Annotated in this window: 17 protein-coding genes, 2 tRNA genes and 3 pseudogenes; 9 read left to right on the forward strand and 13 right to left on the reverse strand. The window is 57.0% G+C overall.

Translation table 11 applies throughout. From position 1 onward, the window contains the following. Positions 1 to 444: pseudogene (locus tag C451_RS23200) on the forward strand (hypothetical protein); the annotation flags it as partial. A gap of 236 nt (positions 445 to 680) precedes the next feature. Here the strand turns inward: C451_RS23200 and C451_RS01055 are convergent. Continuing rightward, positions 681 to 1484, reverse strand: a complete 804-nt coding sequence (locus tag C451_RS01055) for a hypothetical protein (RefSeq protein ID WP_007736718.1) — start codon at positions 1482 to 1484, stop codon at positions 681 to 683. 130 nt (positions 1485 to 1614) lie between these two features. Here C451_RS01055 and C451_RS01060 point away from each other — a divergent pair, with 130 nt between their 5' ends. The 4 genes and pseudogenes from C451_RS01060 (at position 1615) to C451_RS01070 (ending at position 5562) form a co-directional block, all read left to right on the forward strand. Beyond that, a complete protein-coding gene (locus C451_RS01060) occupies positions 1615 to 2217 on the forward strand; it encodes a hypothetical protein (protein WP_007736720.1) in 603 nt (200 codons plus the stop codon). Between the two features lie 185 nt (positions 2218 to 2402). Further along, a pseudogene (locus tag C451_RS23950) lies at positions 2403 to 2642 on the forward strand (transposase); the annotation flags it as partial. A gap of 165 nt (positions 2643 to 2807) precedes the next feature. Next, on the forward strand, positions 2808 to 3995 hold the full coding sequence (locus C451_RS01065; protein WP_241431135.1) for a transposase: 1188 nt from the start codon (positions 2808 to 2810) through the stop codon (positions 3993 to 3995). Positions 3996 to 4431: 436 nt separating this feature from the next. Next, positions 4432 to 5562 carry a tyrosine-type recombinase/integrase gene (locus C451_RS01070; RefSeq protein ID WP_049912629.1) on the forward strand — a complete coding sequence of 377 codons (1131 nt, stop codon included), beginning with the start codon at positions 4432 to 4434 and terminating at the stop codon, positions 5560 to 5562. A gap of 11 nt (positions 5563 to 5573) precedes the next feature. Here C451_RS01070 and C451_RS23400 read toward each other — a convergent pair whose 3' ends face one another. Both C451_RS23400 and C451_RS23405 read right to left on the reverse strand, forming a co-directional pair. Beyond that, positions 5574 to 6611, reverse strand: a complete 1038-nt coding sequence (locus tag C451_RS23400) for an alkaline phosphatase D family protein (protein WP_007736725.1) — start codon at positions 6609 to 6611, stop codon at positions 5574 to 5576. Next, on the reverse strand, positions 6517 to 7683 hold the full coding sequence (locus C451_RS23405; protein WP_080503414.1) for an alkaline phosphatase D family protein: 1167 nt from the start codon (positions 7681 to 7683) through the stop codon (positions 6517 to 6519). The genes C451_RS23400 and C451_RS23405 overlap by 95 nt, the downstream gene beginning before the upstream one ends. 542 nt (positions 7684 to 8225) lie before the next feature. On the opposite strand from C451_RS23405, the gene C451_RS24465 reads away from it, so the two are divergent. Further along, on the forward strand, positions 8226 to 8618 hold the full coding sequence (locus C451_RS24465) for a DUF7344 domain-containing protein (protein ID WP_449271491.1): 393 nt from the start codon (positions 8226 to 8228) through the stop codon (positions 8616 to 8618). 15 nt (positions 8619 to 8633) lie between these two features. Here the strand turns inward: C451_RS24465 and C451_RS01090 are convergent, their stop codons facing one another. From C451_RS01090 to C451_RS01110, 5 genes and pseudogenes are all read right to left on the reverse strand, one after another. Further along, positions 8634 to 9674 (reverse strand): phosphate uptake regulator PhoU, encoded by a 1041-nt coding sequence (locus tag C451_RS01090; RefSeq protein WP_007736731.1) that lies wholly within the window; start codon positions 9672 to 9674, stop codon positions 8634 to 8636. A 95-nt stretch (positions 9675 to 9769) separates the two neighbouring features. Then, positions 9770 to 10684 carry a phosphate ABC transporter ATP-binding protein PstB gene (gene pstB / locus C451_RS01095; RefSeq protein WP_007736733.1) on the reverse strand — a complete coding sequence of 305 codons (915 nt, stop codon included), beginning with the start codon at positions 10682 to 10684 and terminating at the stop codon, positions 9770 to 9772. Between the two features lie 25 nt (positions 10685 to 10709). Continuing rightward, a pseudogene (gene pstA, locus C451_RS24470) lies at positions 10710 to 12375 on the reverse strand (phosphate ABC transporter permease PstA). Next, entirely contained in the window at positions 12372 to 13454 is a 1083-nt protein-coding gene (gene pstC / locus C451_RS01105) for a phosphate ABC transporter permease subunit PstC (protein WP_007736737.1), read from the reverse strand. The pseudogene pstA and the gene pstC overlap by 4 nt, the downstream one beginning before the upstream one ends. 51 nt (positions 13455 to 13505) lie before the next feature. Beyond that, positions 13506 to 14645 carry a PstS family phosphate ABC transporter substrate-binding protein gene (locus C451_RS01110; protein WP_193788293.1) on the reverse strand — a complete coding sequence of 380 codons (1140 nt, stop codon included), beginning with the start codon at positions 14643 to 14645 and terminating at the stop codon, positions 13506 to 13508. Between the two features lie 366 nt (positions 14646 to 15011). On the opposite strand from C451_RS01110, the gene C451_RS23420 reads away from it, so the two are divergent. Together C451_RS23420 and C451_RS01120 are read left to right on the forward strand one after the other, a co-directional pair. Further along, a complete protein-coding gene (locus C451_RS23420; RefSeq protein WP_080503151.1) occupies positions 15012 to 15440 on the forward strand; it encodes a hypothetical protein in 429 nt (142 codons plus the stop codon). 318 nt (positions 15441 to 15758) lie between these two features. Then, positions 15759 to 17969 (forward strand): alkaline phosphatase PhoX, encoded by a 2211-nt coding sequence (locus C451_RS01120; RefSeq protein ID WP_007736740.1) that lies wholly within the window; start codon positions 15759 to 15761, stop codon positions 17967 to 17969. A gap of 703 nt (positions 17970 to 18672) precedes the next feature. On the opposite strand, the gene C451_RS21510 is transcribed toward C451_RS01120, so the two are convergent. Continuing rightward, positions 18673 to 18747 (reverse strand) — tRNA-Met (locus C451_RS21510). A gap of 62 nt (positions 18748 to 18809) precedes the next feature. Here C451_RS21510 and C451_RS01125 point away from each other — a divergent pair. Then, complete coding sequence (locus tag C451_RS01125; RefSeq protein WP_007736741.1) at positions 18810 to 20924, forward strand: S9 family peptidase; 2115 nt, start codon at positions 18810 to 18812, stop codon at positions 20922 to 20924. A 178-nt stretch (positions 20925 to 21102) separates the two neighbouring features. On the opposite strand, the gene C451_RS01135 is transcribed toward C451_RS01125, so the two are convergent. The 4 genes from C451_RS01135 to C451_RS01150 form a co-directional block, all read right to left on the reverse strand. Beyond that, positions 21103 to 21176 (reverse strand) — tRNA-Met (locus tag C451_RS01135). Between the two features lie 128 nt (positions 21177 to 21304). Further along, the gene (locus C451_RS01140; protein WP_007736742.1) at positions 21305 to 22639 is read right to left on the reverse strand and encodes an amidohydrolase; all 1335 of its coding nucleotides are present in this window, start codon (positions 22637 to 22639) and stop codon (positions 21305 to 21307) included. Between the two features lie 2 nt (positions 22640 to 22641). Further along, on the reverse strand, positions 22642 to 23106 hold the full coding sequence (locus C451_RS01145) for a hypothetical protein (RefSeq protein WP_007736743.1): 465 nt from the start codon (positions 23104 to 23106) through the stop codon (positions 22642 to 22644). Continuing rightward, on the reverse strand, positions 23106 to 23996 hold the full coding sequence (locus C451_RS01150) for a DUF3100 domain-containing protein (RefSeq protein ID WP_049912633.1): 891 nt from the start codon (positions 23994 to 23996) through the stop codon (positions 23106 to 23108). Before C451_RS01150 ends, C451_RS01145 begins: the two co-directional genes overlap by 1 nt. Positions 23997 to 24258: the final 262 nt, after the last annotated feature.

The following is a 24258-nucleotide window of genomic DNA, read 5'->3' on the forward strand; positions in this document are numbered from 1 at the left end:
CTGGTACTTTCAGGTATGGCAGTGGGTGCACCTGTGACTGGAGCTTTTGCAACAGTGCTCGGGGTACTGAGCCCAGTGAACGTGCTTAGTGCGGTAGCGTTTGGAGCACTCGGGATTGTACTCTGCGGTGGGGCATGTACGATTGGCGTCGGTGTCGGAACGATGTTCCCGAAGTTCGAGCAAACGAGTATTTCTCGGAGTCGGAAAGCTATCGTGCCGAGTCTTTCAGCGTTCATCGTGTATTCATTTTCGTTGCTCATCGTGGCACTCCCGGGCCTACTCGGTGGGGTTCCATATATCGCCGACGTGGTGGCCGGCACGCTCGGTATTTCCGCGACTCTAGTAACTCTCGGTGGATTGGTGCTGACGGCAGTGTTTGGAATCGCTGTGGGATGGATCGCCACCCGCTCGGCTGGAGAAACAATTGACGGATACCGGCTGTAGCGGCCGCACGCTATCTCGGGGAAGATGCTAGGGAAACTGGATTGTGCTTGACTGTCGTCTGGTTGCAGGCTGTCATCGAAAGTAGCGTTCACACGCTCGTTAACGGTTTCAATTCGAGATATCCTCGATTGAGGAACTTTCTGGATGTGATCGTGTGTCGTCCTGTTTGGGTTCAGCGTGTCGTTCATGAATGCTCGGTCTATCTCATGGTCGTCGGTAGTCGGTTCAATAGTATATCAGAGAACATCATCTGGCTCCCAGTCGGCTTCCCACTGGGGCGGGCGTGGACCTGGAATGGAATTCGCTTGGTCTCGCAGCTCTCCGTCGGTAAACCATGGGTGACATCTGTCAGTCCGCTCGAAATCACGGAAGAAGCTGTGATGTACCCAACTGTACGACGCTGGAGTCTCGTCCGCTTGCTCACGCTGTCGGATCGTCTCTTCGATCTCTTCGCGCGTGATGTCGATGTCATGGTCCTTGACCAGCCGGTATAATCCCTCTAACTCGGATGCTTTCTCCTCATCGTCGAGACCATCATTGAAGAAGATCTGGAGGGCAGCTCGACGCACCTCGTCCGGACTGTTCACCTTGTCATCAGTCATCCATGCGTAATCGCGTGGAAGGACGTGAGTCTTCTTGAAGTAGAGCGAATAGATGACGCCGAGTTCGGGACTTTCGCCACCGGATTCTTTCTCGTAGACGCCGACCACCCAGTCAGCGTATGTCGCAGTGAGATGGAGTTTGATCGCGAACGCCGATCGCCCGTCGAAATCCGGATCGCGGAGATCGCCGACAACTGCGGCGAACGTATCGGTCCGCTTGTTGAGTTCGCTCTGAACGACCCGAAGGTTTCGTTCGAAACCGTCGCGGTAACTGCCGAGCACGAGGTACGTTGTCCGACCAGAGACTTCGAAGGCGGGCATCTCGGTTCGGAGGAAGTCGATGGCTTGCTTGCGGTCTGCAACGCTTAGCGGCTCCTGTAGTGCCCGATCGAGAGCGTGCTTGAGTCGTGCTGCATCGTCTGGAGGCGACGGAGCCATTGCGGTCGGAATCTGATCGATGCACCCTTAGTCGTTCCGAATTGGCTTGGCAATCTTCAGATATGCCAACTTGGTGTATCTCACTTGGCGTAGCCAAACCATTATATCACCGTGGTTCCAAGTGGTGTGCATGAGCGAAACGCCTCCTGCTACCTCCACCTCACCTTTCGAGGCACAGCGCGAGATTCACGAGCTACTGTCTCAAGAGACCCGACACCATATCCTCCAGGCAATTCTGGGTCATCCAACCCACCTGTTATCGTTGACTGAGTTGGGTTACTACATTCAGAAGAGCGAATCCGCGATACTCGACCAGCTCGACGTGCTGAGCAATCAGGAGCTCATCACGGCGTACATTGCTGAGGAGAACGAAGGCAAGCGGGATCAGCCGAGCAAATTCTACGGTCTCACCGAACGAGGAATTGAGGTACTAGACGAATTCAAGTACCTGCGCGGGGTGCCAGTTCTCCGAGCTGTTCACGATAATACGGTCAAGCCTGAGCGGATCCAACGACACGAGGGAGCTCTTCGACCGGAACTGCCGGACGTAGTGGCTGATGCCCTTGAATTCGACGAGGAGACAGTAGACATCGACGAGCTCGAAGATACCACGAACCAGCCAGTCTTCGCGGATGAGGCCACTGATGAGGAGTCCGGAGCGTTCGACGAACTGCTGTCACGAACGACAGAATCTATGCACGAGAATCAGGATGAAGATGAGTCGGGCGGCTAACCGGCCGGGGATGAGCACAGTCTCGAGTGGTCACAAACGATACAAAACGGGTCGGGGCTGCGGAACGCAGCCACGACCCACGACCTGACGATCGACTGAAAAGCACCGATTCTCTTTCTGGCGGACGGTTGCTGTTGACGAAACAGGCCGAAGAAATCCTCGATGAGACGACTGATGCGGTCGAGGTGGTCAGCCACCTCGACCTCGCCTCGTATGCTCACAACGATCCATTCCCGGACTGGCATGACTCGAAGCCGTTCAAGCCGATGTTTCGGGCGCTTCTATTGGCCGAACTCGATGACGCGTCCGATGCCGCCCTGCATCGGACGCTCGATGAGGAACCCGACGTGGCTGCCGACCTTGGATTCGATCCCGACGACGTTCCGAATCAGAGTACACTCTCGCGTGCGCGTCGCAACCGATTCGAAGCGTTTCAGACGAGAATCGAGGAAAGCGGACGGCAGATTCGGCTGCTTGCCGCCAGACGTGGAAGTCCAATCGGGACACCCTACACAGACAGCGCTTCAGAGGAGCCGACAGGCTCCTCGAAGCGCACCGTCAATCGACTCATTCGCGGGAAAACCCGCGAAATGGTCGACGAACTCACCTCTGTCGTATTTCCAGCAGTCGATTTTGATCGGCCTGATGGAGCGATCTACGACGATGAGGAGTTACTGCTGCTGGAGACGTTGCTTGGGGTCACAGGCACCGCCGCCAACGGCGGTGCCGAGACCTACGGCGATTACGTCAACCCTGATCCGGATCTCGATGATCCATTCTACGAGGACGGTCCGTCCGGAGAAACACTGTTAACGGCGATCAAAGACCTCGAACCCGATGAAATCACGGATATGGTCAACCGTGGCGCGGCCCGCGTCCTGACGCGGGCCAAGCCTCATGTGGAGTTCGAGCGGCCGGTCATGATCGCAATCGACATGACCTACATCGCTTACTACGGTGAACGTGACGAGGTAGTTCGCGTTCAGGGAGCTCCCGACGACAAATCCTACGACTGGTGCTACAAGTTCGCAACCGCGAGCGTTGTCGGTGATAACATCCAGTTTACCGCAGCAATGCTCCCGATCGGTGACGCCGATGACCACGATCCGGACGAGTACTCCGGTGAGGACAAATCCTATCGAGCCGGCGGCGTGGTCCGCCGGCTCGTGGAAACCGTCGAGGAGCGTATCAGGCTGAGTGTCCGCCGCGTCTACGCTGACAGAGAGTTCCATGCTGCAGACGTGATTGACGTACTCGAACAGCGTGATCTGTTCTACGTGATCCCGGCTAAGCGCGATGACCGCGTAAAGCGGTTCATCGCGCGTATGGACGATCAAGTCACGGTCAAAGACACGTATCCGATGTACGGTCCGGTGAAAGGCAATCCAGGATTGACCAGGGTTGAGACGACGTTGGTTGGGCTTCCTCCCGACGAAGATCGCGACAGGATCCAGACGTTCCTGACCAATCTCGCCGTCAACGACGAGATTGGTCTGGATCGGCGGCAGACACGTCGCAGAATCAACCGATACTCTCGACGAGGAGGTATCGAAACCGCCTACGGTGGGATCAAGGAATTCGCTCCGTGGACGACGTCGAAAGACTACGCCGTGCGGTTGTTTCACTTCGGATTCGCGATGTTGTTATACGATATGTGGCTGCTGGTTGACCTCCTGGTGCAACTCTCGCTTGGGGTCGTAGAATTCCGCACGAAACCGCGGGTCATCGCCCCGCGGTTTCGTGGCTTCCTCCAGAGGAGGTTGGTCACACTCCTGTAGAACCCGCTCCGGGTTTGCCCCTCAGTAGAGGCATCACTGTCTCTTCACCGTGATTTCTCCAGAAAAATTGAACAACTGCCACTCGCTACGCTGAGTGGCAGTTGCGAGTGCTCGATTCGAACCTGAAAATAGCGGTAGTTCCTGATTCAGCGGTCTTCTCGTGCATAGATTTCGGGGAATTCGCAGCAGCAGACGAACTATTTCTATAGCCGTATGTAGTGTATAGGACAGAATATCCAGCATAGAACGTTCTTACATCCGATATTCGGCCGAATTGGCGGAAATATAGTTTACTCGTGCTTATTCCAATAAGCACACGTAGATTTATCCACTACCCCGCCCTCTGGCACAGCGAACACAATGCCACAGCCCAGAACCACGGTTACTCGCCCCGAGAATAGTGATCGAGCAAGCGAACGCAGTGGAGGTGCATAGCGTGGTGTCGATTGATGCAGTCATCGAGGATTTCCTGACGGACAAGGGCAAAGGCCAAGGTGGCGAGAGTGGCAACTACCGCCAGGACGCAGGTCGAGAGCTCGATCGGTTCGTTGAGTTCCTCACCGGCCACGAGGAGAGCCCGACGTCGTTCGACGAGTTGGACTCGGGCCATCTTCGCGAATACGCCCGTCACCTCACTCGTCAGGGCTGGACTGCGGGCACGGTACGTACCTACTACGCGTACGTCTCGGCATTCTGCGGGTGGGCCGTTCGCGAGGGGCATCTCGCCGAGAACGTCGCCCAGCGGCGTAATGCGACCGAGCCGATTCCCGATGATGGTGGCCACAAGAGCGGTGACCAGCAAGCCTGGTCGGCCGAGGATCGCCAGCAGCTCACTTCTTTTGTCGACGAACAGGCCAGTGCCGCGATCGATGACATCGGTGAGGAGCGAGAAGCCGCAATCAAAGCCTGCCGCGACCGCGCGCTCGTCTACCTGCTGTCGTACTCTGGCGTTCGAGGCGCGGAGATCCTTCGAGATCGGAGCGACGAGCGACGCCAGGGACTCCGGTGGGAAGACGTCCACCTCGAAGATCGCTATGCGACGGTCTTCGCGAAAAAGCAGCGTCTCGACGATCGAGGCCTTCCCAAGCCAGTGATTCATCCGCTGCAGATGTATCGGAAGGTACTAGATGCACCGAGCGAGAGCTGGCCGGTGTTTCCCTCGTTTCATCGCCCAACGCTCTCTCAGCAGGTGATGGACACATTGGATCGACGCGGATACACCGACACAGAGATCGAGGAAATGCGCACCGACCGCTCGCTGATCGAACTCTGCGTTGAGTACGACATCGAACCACCGTCGATAACGACTGACGCCGGCCGTCACGTCCTCAAGCGTCTCTGCGAGGAAGCAGGTATCGAACTCGATGACAGCGAGGAATATCTGATGCCACATGGTGCCCGACGTGGTGCTGGTGAAGTCCTCGTGCGTACATCTGGGCATGCAGCCGCTGCCCGTGCGCTCGACAACTCCGAAGAAGTCGTCCGCGAGCACTACTCGCATATCGAAGCTGGCGAACTCGCCGATCAGATGACCAATGCCTTCGAAGAAGCTGATCAGCAAGTGTGAATCTAGATCACCTAATATGACTCCTGGTCGAGGATGACTCTCTCGTCGTTGGCTATGACCACTAAGTCGGGACTGCCGTTGTTCAGGACCGAAGAGAGTCCGGTATAGATGGTCGAATCTGTGTCCTCGCCGCTTCCGTTCCGAATAGTGACCGTCTTACCCGCTCCGAGTGTGAACTCGCCGAACGTGTAGTTCTGTCCGCTTCCTCCCTCGAAGCTGAGGATGAACCCAGACATGCCGATTGCGCTATCGCCGGTGTTTTGTAGTGTAGCGAACTCCCCGTTGGGATTTTCACCATCATTGCCCGGCGCATTCGCTTGAATGTCGATGATCTCGATGGATTCCTCGTCGGGGTGTTCGGAGACCAGTGTTGCACCAGGATTGCCGGCTTCGGTCGCAAACGACGCGATGGTACTCACTGATGCATCCGGATAGGCGACCGCCGAAACCACGCGATAATCAGTCTGCCACCGTTCAGGGGTGAGCGTACAGCGTACGTACCCCCGATTGTCGTTGTAAAACCGCCGCCATGGTTCATTTGCGGTGCCACCGTAGTCGGTTATCCCGGAACCATCACCGGAAGAGGTAATTGAGGTTCCAACGTACTCGGTACCGACCGATGCCGAATCGGGATTCGAGAAATCGGCTTTGATGTTGTAGACATAGTTGCGGTGGACATCGCCAGTGATCACGACGGGGTTCAGATCCGACTGCTGGGCCATGAAATCACGGACCGTATCACGGTCGGCCCGGTAGCTATCCCACTTATCGCCCGCGCCGAAATTCTCTACGTCCGGGTTGGGATTTTCATCCGTCGCCGAGAACGGGACCTGTTGAGCGAGCACGTTCCATTGCGACGAGGAACTAGCGAGGCCATCGATTAGCCAATCCTTCTGTTTGTCGCCGAGCAGCGTCCGGTCGGAATTTTCGGCTTCCTCAGCGGAATATACTTGATCAGAGCGGTACTGGCGAGTATCGAGTACGTTGAATTCTGCGAGGTCGCCAAATGTGAATCGCCGATATAGCGGCAGATCCGGACCCGTTGGCATCCGCGAAGGACGCAACGGCATATGCTCGAAATACGCCTTGTAGGCGTTTGCGCGTCGCTCCAAGAAGTTCTCGGGTGGGACGTTGTTCTCTGAAACCTCGTCGGCGTAGTTGNGGCATATGCTCGAAATACGCCTTGTAGGCGTTTGCGCGTCGCTCCAAGAAGTTCTCGGGTGGGACGTTGTTCTCTGAAACCTCGTCGGCGTAGTTGTTCTCAACCTCGTGATCGTCCCATGTGACGATCCACGGGAATGCGGCGTGGGCAGCTTGGAGGTTGGAATCGGTCTTATAGAGGGCGTGGCGAAGCCGATACTGTTCGAGCGTGTTCATCTCAGTATTGAATCGGCGAGGGANAGCTTGGAGGTTGGAATCGGTCTTATAGAGGGCGTGGCGAAGCCGATACTGTTCGAGCGTGTTCATCTCAGTATTGAATCGGCGAGGGATCTCGGTGCTCCGCTCACCAGCGCTGGGTGGGATAGGATATTCGTAGAGGTAGTCACCGAGATGAATCACCAAATCCAGATCATCCTCAACCATGTGCTCGTAGGCGGTATAGTAGCCGGTGGGCCACGACTGACATGACGCGAACGCGAAACTGAAGCTATCGGGGCTGGTTCCGGGTGCAGGTGCCGTTTTCGTCTGCCCAACAGGACTGTACTCGTTGCCGGCTTGAAATTGATAGTAGTACTCGGTGTTTGCGTCGAGTCCTTCTACATCGACGTGGACAGAGTGTGCCCAATCAGGACTTGCAAACGTCACATCCCGCCTGACGACGTTGCTTATTTCCTCATCAGTGGCAACCTCGTACAGTACTGGAACTGGCTGATCAGGCATCCCACCACTGGATTCGAGCGGTTCGGGTGCGAGCCGAGTCCAAAGGACGACTGAATCCGGGAGCGGGTCTCCCGAGGCAACCCCCAGTGTGAACGGGTCGCCTTGGAAGCGGCCTTGAGCTTGATTGGCCGCTTCCGCGCGGTTGCTGAGAGCGATACTGGCACTGCCGAGTGTAGCTACCCCACCGAGCGTGCGGAGGAAGCTACGTCGCTTCGTAGTGGAACGGTCTGTCTCTGACATCGGTTGCTACATTCCCCAATGCAATATCTTGGAGAATGTTTCTACCCTGAATAGATTATATAATGATAAGCTTAGTATAGAGTATATAGAGACACACTTTATCCGTATGGTTGAAAAGACCAAATGCTCTGCCAAACATCCAGAGACCAGTTATCTATTACCTCCCTCTTAGATGAAGTGTGGATCTACGAGAAAGTCAGTATGTCTTTAATGACAACCCACTCGCTAGCCGGTTGAGTGTGGTGATTGTCGAATAAATTCTCACACAGCACCGTTTCATGGATGTACGAGCAAACGCAGCAAGTGTCGCTCACATGGATGATATAAACCTGCTACTTGGACTGTGTTCAAGTAGTGCATCACAAACGGTGTATGGGTGCATCAGAGGACCATCAGTAGCTGAGCTGCGGGAGAGATATGTTTATGCTAGGGAAATTCCATACGTTGAGTGATAGCTATAGCGGCAAACGTATAGCTATCATTCTCTATAGATGTTCCGTACGAACGGCTCATGCCCCCTTCCCTGAACAGTACAAATGGACATGAGGGACTTAGCGCCCACAATCGCCGCTCAGCAGCCGTTCGGAGTGAATGATGAGTGGACAGCCACCCATCTGGAACGAATAGCAGTATCGAACGGCCGGCGACGTGATGCACTCCAGTGTCTCGGGCGATTTGTATACCCTGTCGAACTGCGGACGCTTGCGGCTCACACTGTAGCCATACGAAACGACCTCTCAGTTGACACTGTCGAGGCTGACGCCACCGAACGGATGGCGATTCAACTTCATCATCTCGACATTCCCGTCCTCTCTGCCAGTGGTCTGCTCGCGTACGATGCTGAGAGCCGACTGGTAGTCTATACTGCTACCGACGTAATGAACCAATACGCGAGTGAAAGCGTCAGTGAGCCACGACAGTTCAGTGCGCTCTGAACCGCAATCGCGCAATCACGACGAATTATCGGATCGGACAGATGCCTGAATCATTGCCTCGGCGATGTTCCCCCCGTATTCCGCTGTACGGCGCACGCTATCAAGTACGAGCGCCAAGAGGTACGTATCAGACGATGAATCGTTGTGGAACCGGCGATCGAGAGGCTCGACTGCTTCGAGCAACTCATCGCGTGCATGAAACGCTGTGTAGGCCTGTTCGATTGATCCACCATCGAGGAGAACACTCGCCGCATCGATCACGATTTCTCGAGACTGGTTGGCAAGTGAGACGAGTTCGTCGACCCCATCGACCGAAGAAGGGTCCTCAACCCGCAATGCAGTCGTAGCTATCTTCTCTGCGTGGTCAGCAACCCGTTCTAGTTGACGGGCGGTTGTATAATAGCTAAATACCGTGGACCGGTCAAGGCTCAGCTGCTCGATTTCTTGTAAGCTGGTGAGTGATTTCTGAAAACAGCGGTTCACCAACCCGAACAGACGATCTGCCTCCTCGTCGCGCTCGACGACGCGCTCGGCTCGGTTGGTATCGGCGTTCACCAATGCTAAGACAGCGTTGCGATGCATCCACTCCGTCACGTATTCAAGCTGCAACACCGACTGGCGAACCGATTCGTCACTGGTGCTGATCATGTTTTTGAAGACGATGCTTGTTTCTGTCTCTTCGAGCGCCTCTGGACCGATCAGCTTCGTTGCGGCACGGGTCGCAGCCCGACGTTGGGCGGTCGAAAGCGTATCCCCGGTCGTGAGCGTAAACTCGTCCAGTCCCACGCCATAGAGTGCTTGCACTGCCCGACGAAGGTCGTCCTCGGCGTAGCCATCGACTGCAATGCGTGCGGCTGTCGTTTCGGTTTCCTGAGAGCTGTTCGCACGAATGGTCAGGGATCCATCACTGTTCACGTAGATATGTAGTTGTCGTCCCGCCTCGATACCGTGTTCGATAGCCCACTGTTTCGGGAGCGAGATAGTGTATGTCGATCCGCCAGTCAGCTGCACTTTGCGCGTTTCCCTGGATGGGGTCAGATCGTTTGAAGCGTTCATTGGATTCCGTATTGCTGATGATATTCTCGTGACGGTGGCGCGATCGCGGCAAGTCGATCTGCCGAAAGGATTGGGTAATAGCATATCATCTATTACTACCCAAACTTGCCGGTGATGTAGTCCTCGACGCGCTGGCTCTCGGGATTCTCGAAGATCTCGTTGGTGTCGCCGTACTCGACGAGCTCGCCACCAGTGAGGAAGACGGCGGTCTGATCGGAGATGCGCGCGGCCTGCTGCATGTTGTGGGTGACGACGACCACGGTGTAGTTCTCGGCGAGGTCCTCGATGAGGTCCTCGATCTTCGCGGTCGCAATCGGGTCGAGCGCGCTCGCGGGCTCGTCCATCAGGATCACTTCGGGATCGACCGCGAGACAGCGCGCGATGCAGAGGCGCTGTTGTTGGCCGCCCGAGAGTCCGAGCGCGTTGTCATCGAGTCGGTCGTCGACCTCCTCCCAGAGGGCGGCCTGCCGGAGCGCGCGCTCGACGAGCGCGTCCTCGTCGCCGGCGTCGTCGCCGAACAACCGTGCGAGCAGGCCAGTCTCGACGTCGCCGTGTTTGCGCGGGCCGTAGGAGACGTTCTTCCGGATGGATTTGGGGAACGGGTTCGGCTGCTGGAACACCATCCCGACGCGCTTTCTGAGCTCGACGAGATCGACGCTGTCGCCGTAGATCTCCTGGCCGTCGAGCGCGACGCTCCCCTCGACGCGCGCGGCCTTGATGCGATCGTTCATCCGGTTCAGGCATCTGAGGAATGTCGATTTCCCACAGCCCGACGGGCCGATGAGTGCCGTGACGCTCTCTTCGGGGATGTCGAGGTTGATCCCTTCGAGTGCTTGCTCGTCGCCGTAGAAGACATCGAGGTCGTCGACGGCGAACTTCGTCCCGTTGTCGAAGTCGTAGTTCGTCCACTCCGGTTCGATGCGCTCGTCGCTCTCACCGGCAGATGTCTGTCTACTCGTTGTTTGGTTCTCTACTGTGGATTTCGTTGTAGTTTGGATATTTGTGGCCATTTGAGTATCCTGATTGTTATTTTATTCACTCATGGTGGAGTTTGCTGCGGAAGTACGCCCGCAGCGCGATGCCGACCGCGTAGAACGACAGCACGACCAACAGGAGGACGAACGCCGTCCCCCACCCGAACGCCTCGGCATCCTGTGCGCCGACGCCCGCGGTAATAGTCGCGTAGAGCTGGTAGGGCAGCGCGCTCGCCGCGGTCAGCAGTGCATCGTTGGTCACGAACGGCGGTGTCGTACTGAACTCGAACGACGAGAATACGCCCGGCGTATCGCTCGGGAACGGCGAGCCAGCCATCACGAGCAACAGCGGCGCGGTCTCGCCCGCGATCCGGCCCACGCCGAGGATGACGCCCGTGATGACGCCGGGCAACGCCGCCGGGAGAACGACGCTTCTGATCGTCTGCCAGCGACTCACGCCGAGGGCGGCGCTCGCGTCGCGGTACTCGTCGGGAACGCTCTGGAGCGCCTCCCGGCTCGTGATGAGCACCAGTGGCAACAGCATGAACCCGAGCACGAGGATCCCCGACAACAGCGAGTTGGTGTTGCCAAAGCGCGGCACCAAGAACGCAGCTCCGAACAATCCGAAGACGATGCTCGGCGTGCTCCAGAGACCGTTCGTCGTGACCTCGACGATGCGGGTGAACCGCCCCTGCTCGGCGTATTCGGTGAGGAAGACGGCCGCACCGACGCCGAGCGGCACCGCGAAGAGGACCGTCCCAACGACGATCCAGACCGTTCCCATGATCGCCGGTAGTACACCGGGGATGTCGACGTAGATGCCTTGCGAGACGTTCATGACGAACGGCCAGTCGATCGGCAGCGCCAGCCCGACGATCTCCGGACCGACGCCGAGACCGATCTCGATGCCCGCGAAGGCCTTCGAAGCGCCCTTGAGGGTGACGAACGCGACCAACGCGGCCATGATCGTGACCATCGCCAGCGCGTTCAAGCCCATCAGCAGGTACGCACCGCTCTGTCGGCCCCGACTGCCGAAGCCGGCGCTGGCGGTCGCGGCCGCCCACGTGACCAGTAGGCCCGCCAGACCGATCATCGCGCCCACGACGAGCGGGGCGTGGAACGTCGCTTCCAGGTTTGCAGGGTTCCATTCCCATTCCGGGCCGACGACTCCGCCGAGGAGGACAACCCCTGCTACGATNTTCCAGGTTTGCAGGGTTCCATTCCCATTCCGGGCCGACGACTCCGCCGAGGAGGACAACCCCTGCTACGATGGCGATGCCGCCGGCTGGTACGGTTGAGCCGACGTCCTCGCGCGGCAGCACGCTGACGGCGACCAGTGAGACCGCGCCGAGCGTCGCCACCGGCAGCCAGACCATGGCTCCGCCGCCAAGCAGCTGTGAGCCAACGAGACCGCCCGCGATCGCGCCGAGAACGCCAAACGACGCGCTGACCGGAAGACCGACCGTCTCGTTCGGCGTCGTATCGACCCATCCGAGCCGCGAACAGACGCCGAGAACAATGACGGTCCCGCCAGTGGCGCAGAGAACGATCCCGAACAGGGTCGCCAGTCCGACGCCCGCGATCTCGGTTTCGAAACTCATCACGCCGAACATCGACGCGATGGCGAACAGAAAGACCAAGACGCCGAGACCGACGACGGCGGCGCTGACGCGCTCGAAGGCCGATCCGTCGTCGTTCACCAGCCGGCGCTCGTGAGCGTCGCTCACCGTTCACCCCCGAGTGTGCGCAGCATGCGGCGCTCGATGTACTGCGAGACGACCGAGATCACCATCACGGTCACGAACAGCACGGCACCGGCGGCGAACAGCGCGTTCACGTGAAGACCGCTCGCGTTGCCGTACTGGCTGGCGATGAGGCTCGTGAGCGTGATCGTGTTGTCGAAGGCGTCGAAGATAGGGGTCGGCAGGTCGGTCACGTTGCCGAGAATGACCGTTGCAGCCATCGTCTCGCCGACGGCACGACCGACGCCGAGCAGGACGGCGGCGGAGATGCCCGAAAACGCCGCCGGCATCGTGATGCCGGTCATCGTCTGCCACTCGGTCGCCCCGAGCGCGAGCGAGCCTTGTTTCATCGATTCGGGCACGCTCGAAATGGCGTCCTCGGCGACCGAGACCACGGTCGGGAGCGCCATCACGCCGACGACCAGCCCCACGGCGAGCAGGCTCCCGAGACCGGGCAGGCCGAACGCACTGCTCGACGCGAAGTACGGATTGAGCACGACCAATCCGAGATAGCCGAAGACGATCGAGGGGATGCCCGCGAGGATCTCGATGCCGGGTTTGAGGATCGCGCGCAACCAACTGGGGGCGACCTCGCTAACGAACAATGCGCCGGCGACACCCAATGGCCCGGCGATCATCACCGCGAGCAGCGTCTCGATGAGCGTGCCGACGATCGCGGGTGCGAGCGAGTAGAGCTGCTCACCGCCGGTGCGCCACATCGGCTCGCCGGTGAGCAAGAGGAGATCGATCGGTCCCATATACCGGACCGCCGGCAGCGCCTCGCGCAGTACGAACACGATGATGAGCCCCATCGTGAGCAGCGTCGAGACCGTCGCCAGGAAGGCCAGCCCCTTCGCGGCGAGCGCCTGCCGGGCGTACCAGCCGTAGCCGACGACGAGGAGAAAGCCGACGACGAACACCGCCGTCAGGCTCGATCCGACGAGGAAGCTGACGAACGCACCGAGCAGGCAGACCGCAGCCACGCTCCCGGCGACGAGCGCCACGCGGTCCGTCCCAGTGATCGAGCGCACGATTCGCGTCGTTTTGCTGTTTGTGAATGACATAATAGAAAACGGTCGCGTCAGTTGCTGACGGACCGATTCAGTGGAAGAGGATTAGCTACTGGTCGTGTCCGAGTTGCTCGCGTTCGAACTGCTCGCGTTGCCGCCGCCGTAGCTGACCTGCTGGGCGGGTTCGGGAAGCTTGCTGCGCTGCTTCTGCCGGCGCTCGGGTGGGAGCGTGAAGTAGTCGTTTGCCTCGACGAACTGCTTTTGACCGTATTCGGTGAGCAGCATGTTGATGAACGCGGCTTCCTTCTTCGAGGTGCCCTTCCAAGTGTAGCAGTGCAGATCACGCGAGAGCGGGTAGCCCTTCGAGCCGAGGTTCTTGCCGAGTTCGTAGGTCGTCCCGTCGAGTTCGAGCGCGACCGCGGGGGCCTGGCCGCCGACGAACGCCAGCGCCATGTACGCGATGGCGTTGTCGCTCTGCTGGACGGTCGTGCGGACCTGCTGGTTCTGGCCGATGCGCGAATCGCATTTGATGGGGGCGTCCGAACTGCCGAAGAGGTTCGCGCGGAAGGCCGTGTCCGTCCCCGAGCCCTCGGCTCGGCAGATGACCTGGATCTCCTTGCTTGACCCCGAGTAGCCCTCAACGTTCTGCCAGTCGGTGATCTCGCCCTTGTAGATGGCCTTCAGCTGTTTGCCGGTGAGCTTCGTCACGCCGGCGTCGTAGATGGGTTTGCTGACGACGACCGGCTGGCCGTCGACACCCACTACATGGTCAGTGAAGTTCTCGTAGCTCTTGCGCTCGGGAAGTTCCTCCTTAACCGGGGCGCTCGAATCACCTATGTCCACCTGCTCGTTCATCAGCTTCTCGATACCGGTACCCGAGTGGCTGAGGCCGACGTTGACCGAAAAGGGTGGCTGGCTCCCGCCGCTGGCCTCGAAGCCGTAGATGCCGGCGAAGAAATCCGCCATCCGCTTGTTCGTGTCGAACCCGTACTGGCCCGGACCCCAGTACTCCTCGTCATCAGCCGGCGGGTTCGAGTTCCAGACCGATGCGCCGTTGCTCGTGATCGGGTAGACCGTCGAGGAACCGTCGGCCGTCAGCGGCCCGCCGCCACTCTGCTGGGTGCCGCCACTGCTGTTTCCACCGCTTCCGTTCGGCCCACCACTGCTTCCGTTCCCGCCGCCGGCACCCGTACTCCCGCCGAGACAGCCCGCGACGCCGATTGTGGTACTGGCACCGACTCCCATCAGAACGCGGCGTCGTGTCGTTTTGCGCGTCATCACCAGAACCATTCGCCCTTGTCTATTTATTCGATACTAATTTTGATATATCTACATACGAATGCCTCATTTGTCTATATATTCGTACGTTCTTCAATAGTTCTGGATGAAGACTGGTTGCTGTGCAAGTGACATCGGGAAATCGGTTCTACAGAGGACAAGACAACTATTCAGTATGTCTAATAAGAATTGTTCTGATACCCATCTGTTCCTTATCCTATATAGCAAAATTACGATCGCTTAAGTCAGGTACCGGATAATCCGCACTATCCGTGTTGAACGCATACCGCCGGAACGAGTTGAGCCACAAAATTGAACGTGGAAAGACAGCTAATGTCTCACCCAGATAATCTAACGGCTACTGAGGGCAGCGAATCAGTCCTTCGGGAATACGTTCTCGGGGTCCGAATCATTGAATACACACCCACAGATGGTGACGGCCGGCAGTACCGCTTTGAGGCTCCCCATCATGAAGGTACAATATTCGATGATCGTGGGCAAGCCGAGTTGTACGCCGATGTATATTTCGACGTCAATGGATTCGAAGAGGCAGACACAGGTGAGCGCGGCGTTCCACCAGAAATCATCCAAGCCGGGCGAGACACGCTTGCAGCGTATTTCCTTACCCAGCCTGGAACGGACGAACACTGGGTGGCGTCGTTTTACGGAGTGAAACCCAGTACGGTTGAGCGATACGCCTCGTGGGTCCGCGAGCGAGCTGAGGAAATTCGGGCTGGCGCACGAGAGCGTACCATGGAGTAGACGGTAGCCAAAGAGTCCTGTTTCCGTTCAACCGGCGTGGTCGTGTCCTTGTGTTCTGAGCATCAATATACAAAATAATCAGCTGTCCTGTCAGCGTTCTCTTCTCTGGGAACAAATGGGAGATCGCACTTGGAACGGCCAAGCTTCCGAAATCGTCCGGGATACACTATCTATATGCTATATAGACATCATATCGATTTGTACAGAGTATGTTGATTTCGTTTGAGGAGAAATCTCTACCACCTTTACAGAGGAAATGGATTTGCTCCAGCCGTGTGCGTGGCCATCTGAATGGTCGAATTCACACGGCGGAAGCTGATGGCAACGTCGGCGGCAGCCGCGCTCGGAGCTAGCGTCTCTACCGTGGCGAGCGCACAGAAAGATGATAAGAACACGCCGCTGGCACCGAACGTGGAGGGCAAGATTGAGCGGTTCGCAACGACCGCACTTGGAGCCGAAGTGACGGGACCGGAAGTCACCAAGGCCGGTACGCTGTTTTTCAGCCTCCAGCATCCGAGCCGAAAGAACCCGGAACCGTTCAACAGCGGCGGCATCGGCTACGTCGAAGGATATGACATCAATAGTACAACGGAATTCGACGAGCTAAGCGTTCCAACGACGGACGAACAGCAGGGACGGGTCAGAGTCGGTAGCGGCGAATACGTCTTGCTAGCCCAGGAAGGAGACAACATCGGCAACGGCGAGGATTTGGGTGTGCCAGTCACACCAGACGGAGTGGGCCTCGACGAGTATCCCGGTCCTCGCTACGGCAATTTCGGCTACAACCCGGATTGTAACCGATTTGTACCGACAAACGACGATGAGACCGAGGGCTATCTTTTCACCAATTTCGAGCAAAGCCCCGGCAACATCAGCCGGATCCCTGTCAGTCAGCGTGACGACGGTTCGTGGAGCGGTGATCTCGAAAACGCGACGAATCTCGCCAACACCGACGCACTTCGGGAGATCGGCGGAACGCGAATCAACTGCTACGGCGACCTCAGCCCATGGGGGACATATCTCTCGGCCGAAGAGGAGTACTCCCATCCTCGTCTGTCGCTGACGGCAACCACCAGCGAGATCACGGAGGCCGGAAGCGGCGTCGGACGACGAGGCGCAGCACAGTTCTACAATCGACCGAATCCAACGGGGATCGGCGACACAGCATGGGCCGAGAAATACAACAAGGGTGCGTACCCCCAAGGAGCGTTCGGACTCGCTGGCATCGAGCTACAGGCGTACTACCTCGGTGCTGATGCGGCAGATCAGGACGATGGACTCTCCCGAGACATCGACTCCGAAACCGCCCTGACACCGATCGAGAGTCCGTATCCGAACCCTTACCGGTACGGCTACATCGTTGATTTCCGCGAGCCAACCGCGGATTCTCCACGGCCGATGAAATACTACGTTGGTGGGCGGGCCGCCTGGGAGTGTCCAGACGTTCAGAGCGACGAGAAGACGATGTATCTCAGTTCGGACGGCGACAGCAAGGGCTTCTACAAATTCGTCGCTGACGAGCCAATTCCGAGCTACGATGACCCGATGGATGTCGCGGGTTCCCTGTACGCAGCACGAGTAACCAACGAGGCGGCGGCCAAACGGCAGCCACCCGCGAACGTCGATCTCGAACTCGACTGGCTCAATCTCGGTCACGCGAGCAACGCGGAAGTCGAGTCATGGATCGCCGACTACGACGGCATCGATCAGATCAATTATCTCGACCACGCCGAGACCAACTGGAAAGAGGACCTCGAAACAGCGCTCGCGGAGGCCGACAGGGAGGTCGTCAAGAACGGCAACAAGGATTACATCGCTGACGAGGACATCATCACATGGGCAAACCAGTACGAACAACGTGGGCATGAGGGAGTAGATGAAGCTCTCCGGCGGGTTCCGTTCCTTGAGACCCGTGCCGCCGCGAAGGAGATCGGTGCAACCGTTGAATTTAGAAAAAGCGAAGGAATCGACAGTAAGGATGGCGCAGGTCCCGGTGACTATATCTATCTCGGCATCTCCGAGCTCAACGACGGGATGACCGATACGAAGGGTAATCTCCAACTCGACCGCGTCGACGGCGGGCTTGTCTATCGTGCCGAGATCGAGACGGACTACAATATCTCAACGCTTGAACCCGCCATCGTCGGCGCGGACGCTACTGACCCGGCTGCCGTCGCCGATGATGCGCTCTTGAATATCGACAACGTATTCGTCATGGACGACGACCGCGTGCTCTGCTGTGAGGATGCAGATCAGTTTAGTCGCTCCTATCCCAACGACTGTCTCTACGTCTACACTCCGGACGGGAGCGATGGTGACGGCGACGGGACGGAAACCGACGATGCGGATGACATCTATCAGGGCCCAGGTGATGACGATGATGGCGACGACACCGACAACGATGGCGACGGTCACGTTGATGAAGACGATGAAGACAAGGACGATGACGACGATAACGACGGCAACAACCAAGACGACGATGACGATGGAGCAATCGACGAAGACGGCGACAGAACCAAACAAAACTGAATCACCTCGTCACCAAATAACCCACTCGTAACTCATCAGACAGGACCTCGTATTTACCGCAGCTAAATACACTGAAGTTCACGTCCCACCTATTTCATCTACATATATTATGTGCAATATAGCTATTTCGTGCAATATCTGTTCTATAAACGGAATCGAGATAGAATCAATCCATGCCAACCTGTCCAATCTGTAAGACCACTGAGAACGTGCGACCGAGTTGGACAACCGGTTACCAAAGGCGCTGTAGCGAGTGCGGGGTCCTGTTCAACGAAACAGGTGACAAACCAGCGCATTAACTGCTTAAATCTCTGTATTAAATATGTATAACTTTTGCTTGATTGTAGCTATTTCACTACCAGAATTTTAAATGTCATTACGGGATTGCTAATACTATCTCGGCTGCTACCAATGGATGAATAGTATGGGATTGGCTCGAAAGCGTTGCAATAGCTCGTTTTTGGAGGAAAAACATCAACCTACCATGACCGGTGACACGATATAGATCGGGATATCGCTTCGGGATCTCCAAAGCAGTCTGTTTGCCAGGTTCGTGGTGGCCACATCACAAGGAGGGAAAGCATGGACCAGGAAACGGTAGCTGCACCCAACGGCCGAAGTAGTACTGCAGTGTTACTCGTGCTTAGCTCTCTAATCCCGAGTACACTCGTCCCTGAATCGACTCTCAATGAGAACTGCGAGATAGCGGGAGGTGGATTTGGACCACCGATCTGCGGGATATGAACCTGCCAGAATTACTGGCTCTCCTACTCCTGCTCTCTGAAAGTCGCTTCGACGAGAAACAAACAGAGTGATATACAAGTGTACTGACCAGCCAGCATGACCGACTCGATTCCTCTCGACGCGCTGTACGACGTCACGAGAATCACAGAGGTCGCACTCTCACCCGACGGCGAGCACGTCGCGTTCGTCGCCAGTGAGGCTAGCCGAGGCGAGGAAGAGCGCCACCCTTCTCTCTTCGTGGTTCCGGCCGACGGCAGTCGCTCGCCACATCGCCTGACTCGCGCCTCCGATGCGGGAGCCCCGAAATGGAGTCCCGATGGCTCACGGCTCGGGTTTCTGGCCTCGCGCGAGCAAGATGTCGCACTGACAGTCAACGACAGCGAGAGCGGGGATGACGAGAATACCGACACCGAAGCTAGCGAGGGCGACTCCAACGATGACGAAGGGGCCGAAGATGATGAGCCGCGCTCCCAGCTATGGCTGTTCGATCTCGAACTAGGCGGGGATGCCCGACAAGTAACCGACCGCAAGGAAGGAGTCCGAGAATTCGACTGGGGACCCGACGGCGAACGGGTCGTGGTCTCCGCGCGCGATCCGACCGACGACGAACGCGAGTATCTCGACGCCCGCCGCGAGGACGACGCCCCCATCGAAACCCAGCGTCTCCAGCACAAGTGGGACGGACACGGCTGGCTCGATACCGTCACCACCTACCTGTTCGTGATCGATCTCGATACCCGAGAAGAGCACCGACTCGATGATGCCTACGGAAGCGGAGCGGTTGAGGCGGCCACAGGGCTTCAACCGACATGGAATCCGCACGGCGAACGAATCGCCTTCGCCTCGAACCGCACCGACCGGCCCGACGACTCCAAGGTGATGGACGTCTATACGATTCGACCTGACGGGACAGGTCTCAATCGACTCACCGATGGCGATGTTCAGGCGATGGACCTCGAATGGAGTCCGGATGGCGAGCAGCTCGCATTCGCCGCGATGGACCCCGAAAACTGGTGCATTCCGGCTCAGGTGTATCTCTGGGACGGCGATGGGTATGAATCGTTAACGGGTGATCTCGATCGGACGCTCACGTGGGGACCGGTCCGGTGGCTAGACGACGAGACACTTCTCGCGAACATCGCGGACGAGGCGGATACTCGGCTAGTGCGAGTACATACTGATGAGACACCAACCGAGTACGTCTTCGAGCGACTGGGTGCAGACCGCACTGTCCAGGGATTCGATCTCCGAAACGAGAGGGTCGCGCTCGTCCTCACGCAGCCACAGCACGGGATCGACATACAGACGATGTGTACGGATGACCTCGCAGCTGACCACGACGATACTGATCCACTGACGCGCGTGACGGCCGTCAACGATGATTTGCTCGCTCAGCATTCGATGCCAGCCTGTGAGCGGGTGAGCTTCGAAAGCGAGGGACACGAACTTGACGGCATCGCGTACCTCCCACCGGAGTTCGACCAAGACGATCCCGAACCGCATCCACTAGTCGTCTCGATTCACGGTGGGCCAGTTTCCTACGATGCACCGGAGTTCAACTTCGAGTACGCCGTCTGGGCGAGCCGCGGATACCTGGTGTTCTGTCCGAACTATCGCGGCGGCAGTTCGTACGGCCGGGAGTTCGCCGAAGAGCTTCATGGACAGTGGGGAACTGTGGAGGTGACGGATATTGTCGCAGGCATCGAGTCGCTAGTCGACCGTGGGTGGGTTGATTCTGATCGAGTGTTCGGTCGCGGCGTTTCGTATGGAGGTATCGCACAAGGGTATCTCGTGACACAGACCGATGTTCTGACCGCAGCAGCCCCCGAGCACGGCATCTACGATCTGCGTGCCGAGTTCGGCACCAGCGACTCTCACATCCAACAGGAAAACGAGTTCGGGCTTCCATGGGAAAACCCCGACCAGTTCGATGCATCTTCGGCCATCACCGACGCTGGAAACATCGATACACCACTGTTGGTGATGGCTGGCGGAGAGGATTGGCGGTGTCCACCAACCCAGTCCGAACAACTCTATGTGAGCGCACGAAAACAAGGTGTCGAGGCGAAGCTCATCGTCTATCCTACCGAACACCACAACATTGGTGACCCAGATCGAGCCGTTCACCGTCTTGAAGCATTGACAGAGTGGTTCGAGAAACACGACCCTGCGGTCAACGATATGAACACAGATGGTACAGAAACGGAGTGAGGAGGATTGCTCCAACCCCGAAGCGACGCTACTGACGAGCGCATGGGTATCGCGCTCGAAACTGTTCGGTGAGAAAGCGAGATAGCGGGAGGTGGATTTGAACCACCGATCTGCGGGATATGAACCCGCCGGAATNGCATGGGTATCGCGCTCGAAACTGTTCGGTGAGAAAGCGAGATAGCGGGAGGTGGATTTGAACCACCGATCTGCGGGATATGAACCCGCCGGAATCTCTGGCTATCCCATCCCGCTGCCCGATGGTCTCTTCGAGACGTGAATAACAGTTGTGACTGAACGCCGGTCATGTTCTTATAAGCACCTGATCAATATTTTTGAGATGTCTACAAATGTTTGAAATGGGGCAGGATAGATTTGATTAGTCAGTCAAGATACTCGCCGCTGATCGTCTCACGCAACTCTCGTGTCTGTTCGAGGTATGTCTCGCGAGAGAGCTTCTCATCTTTCGCCTCTCGGATTGCCTCACGTGCCTCAGGGTCAGTGAACACGTCGACGAGCGTACAGGCAGTCACCTTCGCCGGAAGGAGATAGGCCATTTCCGTATCAGCGACCTCGAAGTCACGAGCGTGGACATTGCCCTCGAAGCCACCGATCCAGGGATGGATGCCAGGAACGATCTGTGTCACGTCGCCCATATCCGTTGAACCAGTGAGATGCGATCGTTCGGCGACGAGAGCGTCATCGCCGAGTACACGCTGAACGTTGTCGTTGTAATGATTGACAAGCGTTCGGTCGGTCTGCAGCGGCATATAACCAGGATAGTCTTCAATCGTCACATTCGCGCCAACAGCCATTGCACCCGACTCTAACGCACGATTGACCGTTGTGTTCGCGTCGGTGATAGCACTGATATCCTTCGCCCGAACGTAGGATTCAGCACGCACGTCTGCAGGAACGACATTGACGCCATCACCACCTTTCGTGATGATTGGATGTACTCGGACGTGATCCTCATCAGCAAATGTCTCCCGCTGAGTATGGACGGCATTCAGTCCGAGTGTCGCTGCATTGAGTGCGTTAACACCTTCTTCAGGCGCACTACCAGCGTGAGATTCTTTTCCTTCATAGGTGATGAATTTTCCGACGAAGCCATTGGTCGAGAAGTCCGTTGTTATCTCGTGGCCGGGTGTCTCATCAGCAGCGTGGACCATTGCTGCACAGTCCACATCAGCAAAATATCCCCGCCTTATTAGCTCCTGCTTCCCGCCGAGAAACTCGATTTCACCGTCGTTAATGAGGCCACGACGGTATTCGAGATCGAGATACTCTTCTGCCGGGACCGCAATCAATTCGAGAGCACCGTCGAGATTGTTGAGGACGCCTGTTTCAGTAAATGCGTAGCCGACGGCAGCGAGGTGGGCAAGTTGCGCATGGTGGCCGCACGCGTGGACCGCGCCTGTTTCCGAATCGGCGAGGGGATGTTCGTTATTAACCAGTGCATCAAGTTCGCCGAGGACAGCAGCGACGAACTCACCGCTGCCAGCGCGAGCACGGGCTCCGGTTACAGCCAATCCGGTCTCTACGTCGAGATCCATCTCCGCGAAGCAGTCGGCTAGCTTCTCAGTCGTCTTTTCCTCTTTATACCCCAGTTCAGGTTCAGCTTGTACGGATTCGGCAAGTGAGACAATATCGTTGGCTCGGTCATCGATGGCTGTACAGACACGTTCTTTGAGAGCCTCGGTATCGGTAGCAGTCATGATTAGATAGTCCCCTGTATCGACATAACAGCCTGTGCTACGAGAGCAGAGCCAAAGAACGTACCGAAGAAGACGAATACAGCCACGACAACGAGTTTCCAGCTCACCTCACGCATCTGTGTGACTTGTGAGCCAACCGACAGTCCGGCATACGCGAGAATCGGTGTTGTTGTCGCAAGAAAATTCACTGGTTCAGTCAACGACAACACAACTGACTGTACGGGCGAGTACGGGAGCGAAAGGAGAAAAGCAATGACCATAGCGTACGCAAAGGAAGGGAGTTCCAGGGGCAGAACACGAGCAAGTAGGAGGGACACTAGCCCGATAACGATGATGAGCACGATACCGGGTGCCGCCTCGACAGGTGAGATGCCGTAACCGACCCAATTTCCGATAAGCGTGATGACACCGATGATCAACAACATAACCAACGAATTGCGACTGAATTCACCAGTAGTGAGACTCATCAGTTACTCCCTTCCTCTGATGTTTCATTTCCACCTGATCCACCGCGGATGAGTGGCGCGAGCGTCTCATACAAGAAATTGATGAGTGGAAGCCCGATGAAGAGTACCACATACAGACCAGTAATACCCGTCAAAAGATTACTTGTCGCTGCAAAAGACAGAATTTGATCATCAGGAACGCTCTCAACTGCTGTCGCTAACGATGCAGAACAGGCTGTCATCATACTTGCACTCCCTGTTCCGCAAGCCATCGCAAGTGCGTGCGGGTCCAGCCCTGTTGCCGTCGCAAAGCCACCAAGGAGACCAAAAAATATCGTCCCGAGAACAGTCCCCGTCAAGTAGGTCCCAAGAACACCGCGTCCCTCCGGTGACTCAATGCCATACTTGTCCGTGACGACACCAAGTGTTGGTTCGCGTGCAATGCTGACCGCACTACCGATGGCTTCCCGCTTGAGACCCAGTAACAGTGCGAGAGGCAGTGCAAGGAAAATCGTCCCAAGATTCCCCAATTCTTGTAATATGAAGGCTGCTCCCGAATTCACTAAGCTCTCAAAGGAAGGTCCGACTTGTGTCCCGTATTTCACACCGAGAGGCATCAGAGCAATGATGAGGAGAGGCGAACTGAGGATACTCACGTCTTTATCAACGAACTGGCGAAGTGTTTTGATATACTTGCCAAGGACACTGTAACTAATAGTAACACCAATCACAACCGCGAACAGCAGTGGCAATAACACTACTGTCCCAGGTCCAATCGGGAATTCAATAGTCCCGATTGCTTCAGCGATGATGACGATAACCAACACTGTGAGGTGAGTTCGACCATGAATTGCCCAGCGTCCTGCTATTCGAATGGGCTCCCAACGATCTGTCGGCCCCTCTTCACTCATGGTCCCATTCTCCATGCATAGCTTTGCCAAATGAGGGGATCTGAGATAAATTGTTCGACTACCTGAGCAGGATACCATTATCCAGCTCAACAAACCACCATACACCATTGATTTAGAACCCATAGATCACGCTCTATGTTGTGAACTATCCAAATAGGAGCGTGTCATAGAAAGCGTCACATACGAGGTTGCAGGGCGTTGGAATTGTGTCCAGCAAAGCCAACGCCCTGCAAAACGTAGCTTCTGTCGACGACTTCTTGAA

It is taken from the genome of Halococcus thailandensis JCM 13552 (genome assembly GCF_000336715.1).
Taxonomy (GTDB): domain Archaea; phylum Halobacteriota; class Halobacteria; order Halobacteriales; family Halococcaceae; genus Halococcus; species Halococcus thailandensis.

What these genes read in the sequence shown, in the direction of transcription:
- C451_RS01090 (WP_007736731.1), bottom strand. Translation starts at nt 9,674, where the DNA reads ATGAACGCTTCAAACGATCTGACCCCATCCAGGGAAACGCGCAAAGTG.
- C451_RS01055 (WP_007736718.1), bottom strand. Translation starts at nt 1,484, where the DNA reads ATGGCTCCGTCGCCTCCAGACGATGCAGCACGACTCAAGCACGCTCTC.
- C451_RS24465 (WP_449271491.1), top strand. Translation starts at nt 8,226, where the DNA reads ATGAGGGACTTAGCGCCCACAATCGCCGCTCAGCAGCCGTTCGGAGTG.
- C451_RS01145 (WP_007736743.1), bottom strand. Translation starts at nt 23,106, where the DNA reads ATGAGTCTCACTACTGGTGAATTCAGTCGCAATTCGTTGGTTATGTTG.
- C451_RS01150 (WP_049912633.1), bottom strand. Translation starts at nt 23,996, where the DNA reads ATGAGTGAAGAGGGGCCGACAGATCGTTGGGAGCCCATTCGAATAGCA.
- C451_RS23400 (WP_007736725.1), bottom strand. Translation starts at nt 6,611, where the DNA reads ATGCCAACGGGTCCGGATCTGCCGCTATATCGGCGATTCACATTTGGC.
- C451_RS23420 (WP_080503151.1), top strand. Translation starts at nt 15,012, where the DNA reads ATGTCTCACCCAGATAATCTAACGGCTACTGAGGGCAGCGAATCAGTC.
- C451_RS01065 (WP_241431135.1), top strand. Translation starts at nt 2,808, where the DNA reads ATGGTCGACGAACTCACCTCTGTCGTATTTCCAGCAGTCGATTTTGAT.
- C451_RS01110 (WP_193788293.1), bottom strand. Translation starts at nt 14,645, where the DNA reads ATGGGAGTCGGTGCCAGTACCACAATCGGCGTCGCGGGCTGTCTCGGC.
- pstC (WP_007736737.1), bottom strand. Translation starts at nt 13,454, where the DNA reads ATGTCATTCACAAACAGCAAAACGACGCGAATCGTGCGCTCGATCACT.
- C451_RS01140 (WP_007736742.1), bottom strand. Translation starts at nt 22,639, where the DNA reads ATGACTGCTACCGATACCGAGGCTCTCAAAGAACGTGTCTGTACAGCC.
- C451_RS01060 (WP_007736720.1), top strand. Translation starts at nt 1,615, where the DNA reads ATGAGCGAAACGCCTCCTGCTACCTCCACCTCACCTTTCGAGGCACAG.
- pstB (WP_007736733.1), bottom strand. Translation starts at nt 10,684, where the DNA reads ATGGCCACAAATATCCAAACTACAACGAAATCCACAGTAGAGAACCAA.
- C451_RS01120 (WP_007736740.1), top strand. Translation starts at nt 15,759, where the DNA reads ATGGCAACGTCGGCGGCAGCCGCGCTCGGAGCTAGCGTCTCTACCGTG.
- C451_RS01125 (WP_007736741.1), top strand. Translation starts at nt 18,810, where the DNA reads ATGACCGACTCGATTCCTCTCGACGCGCTGTACGACGTCACGAGAATC.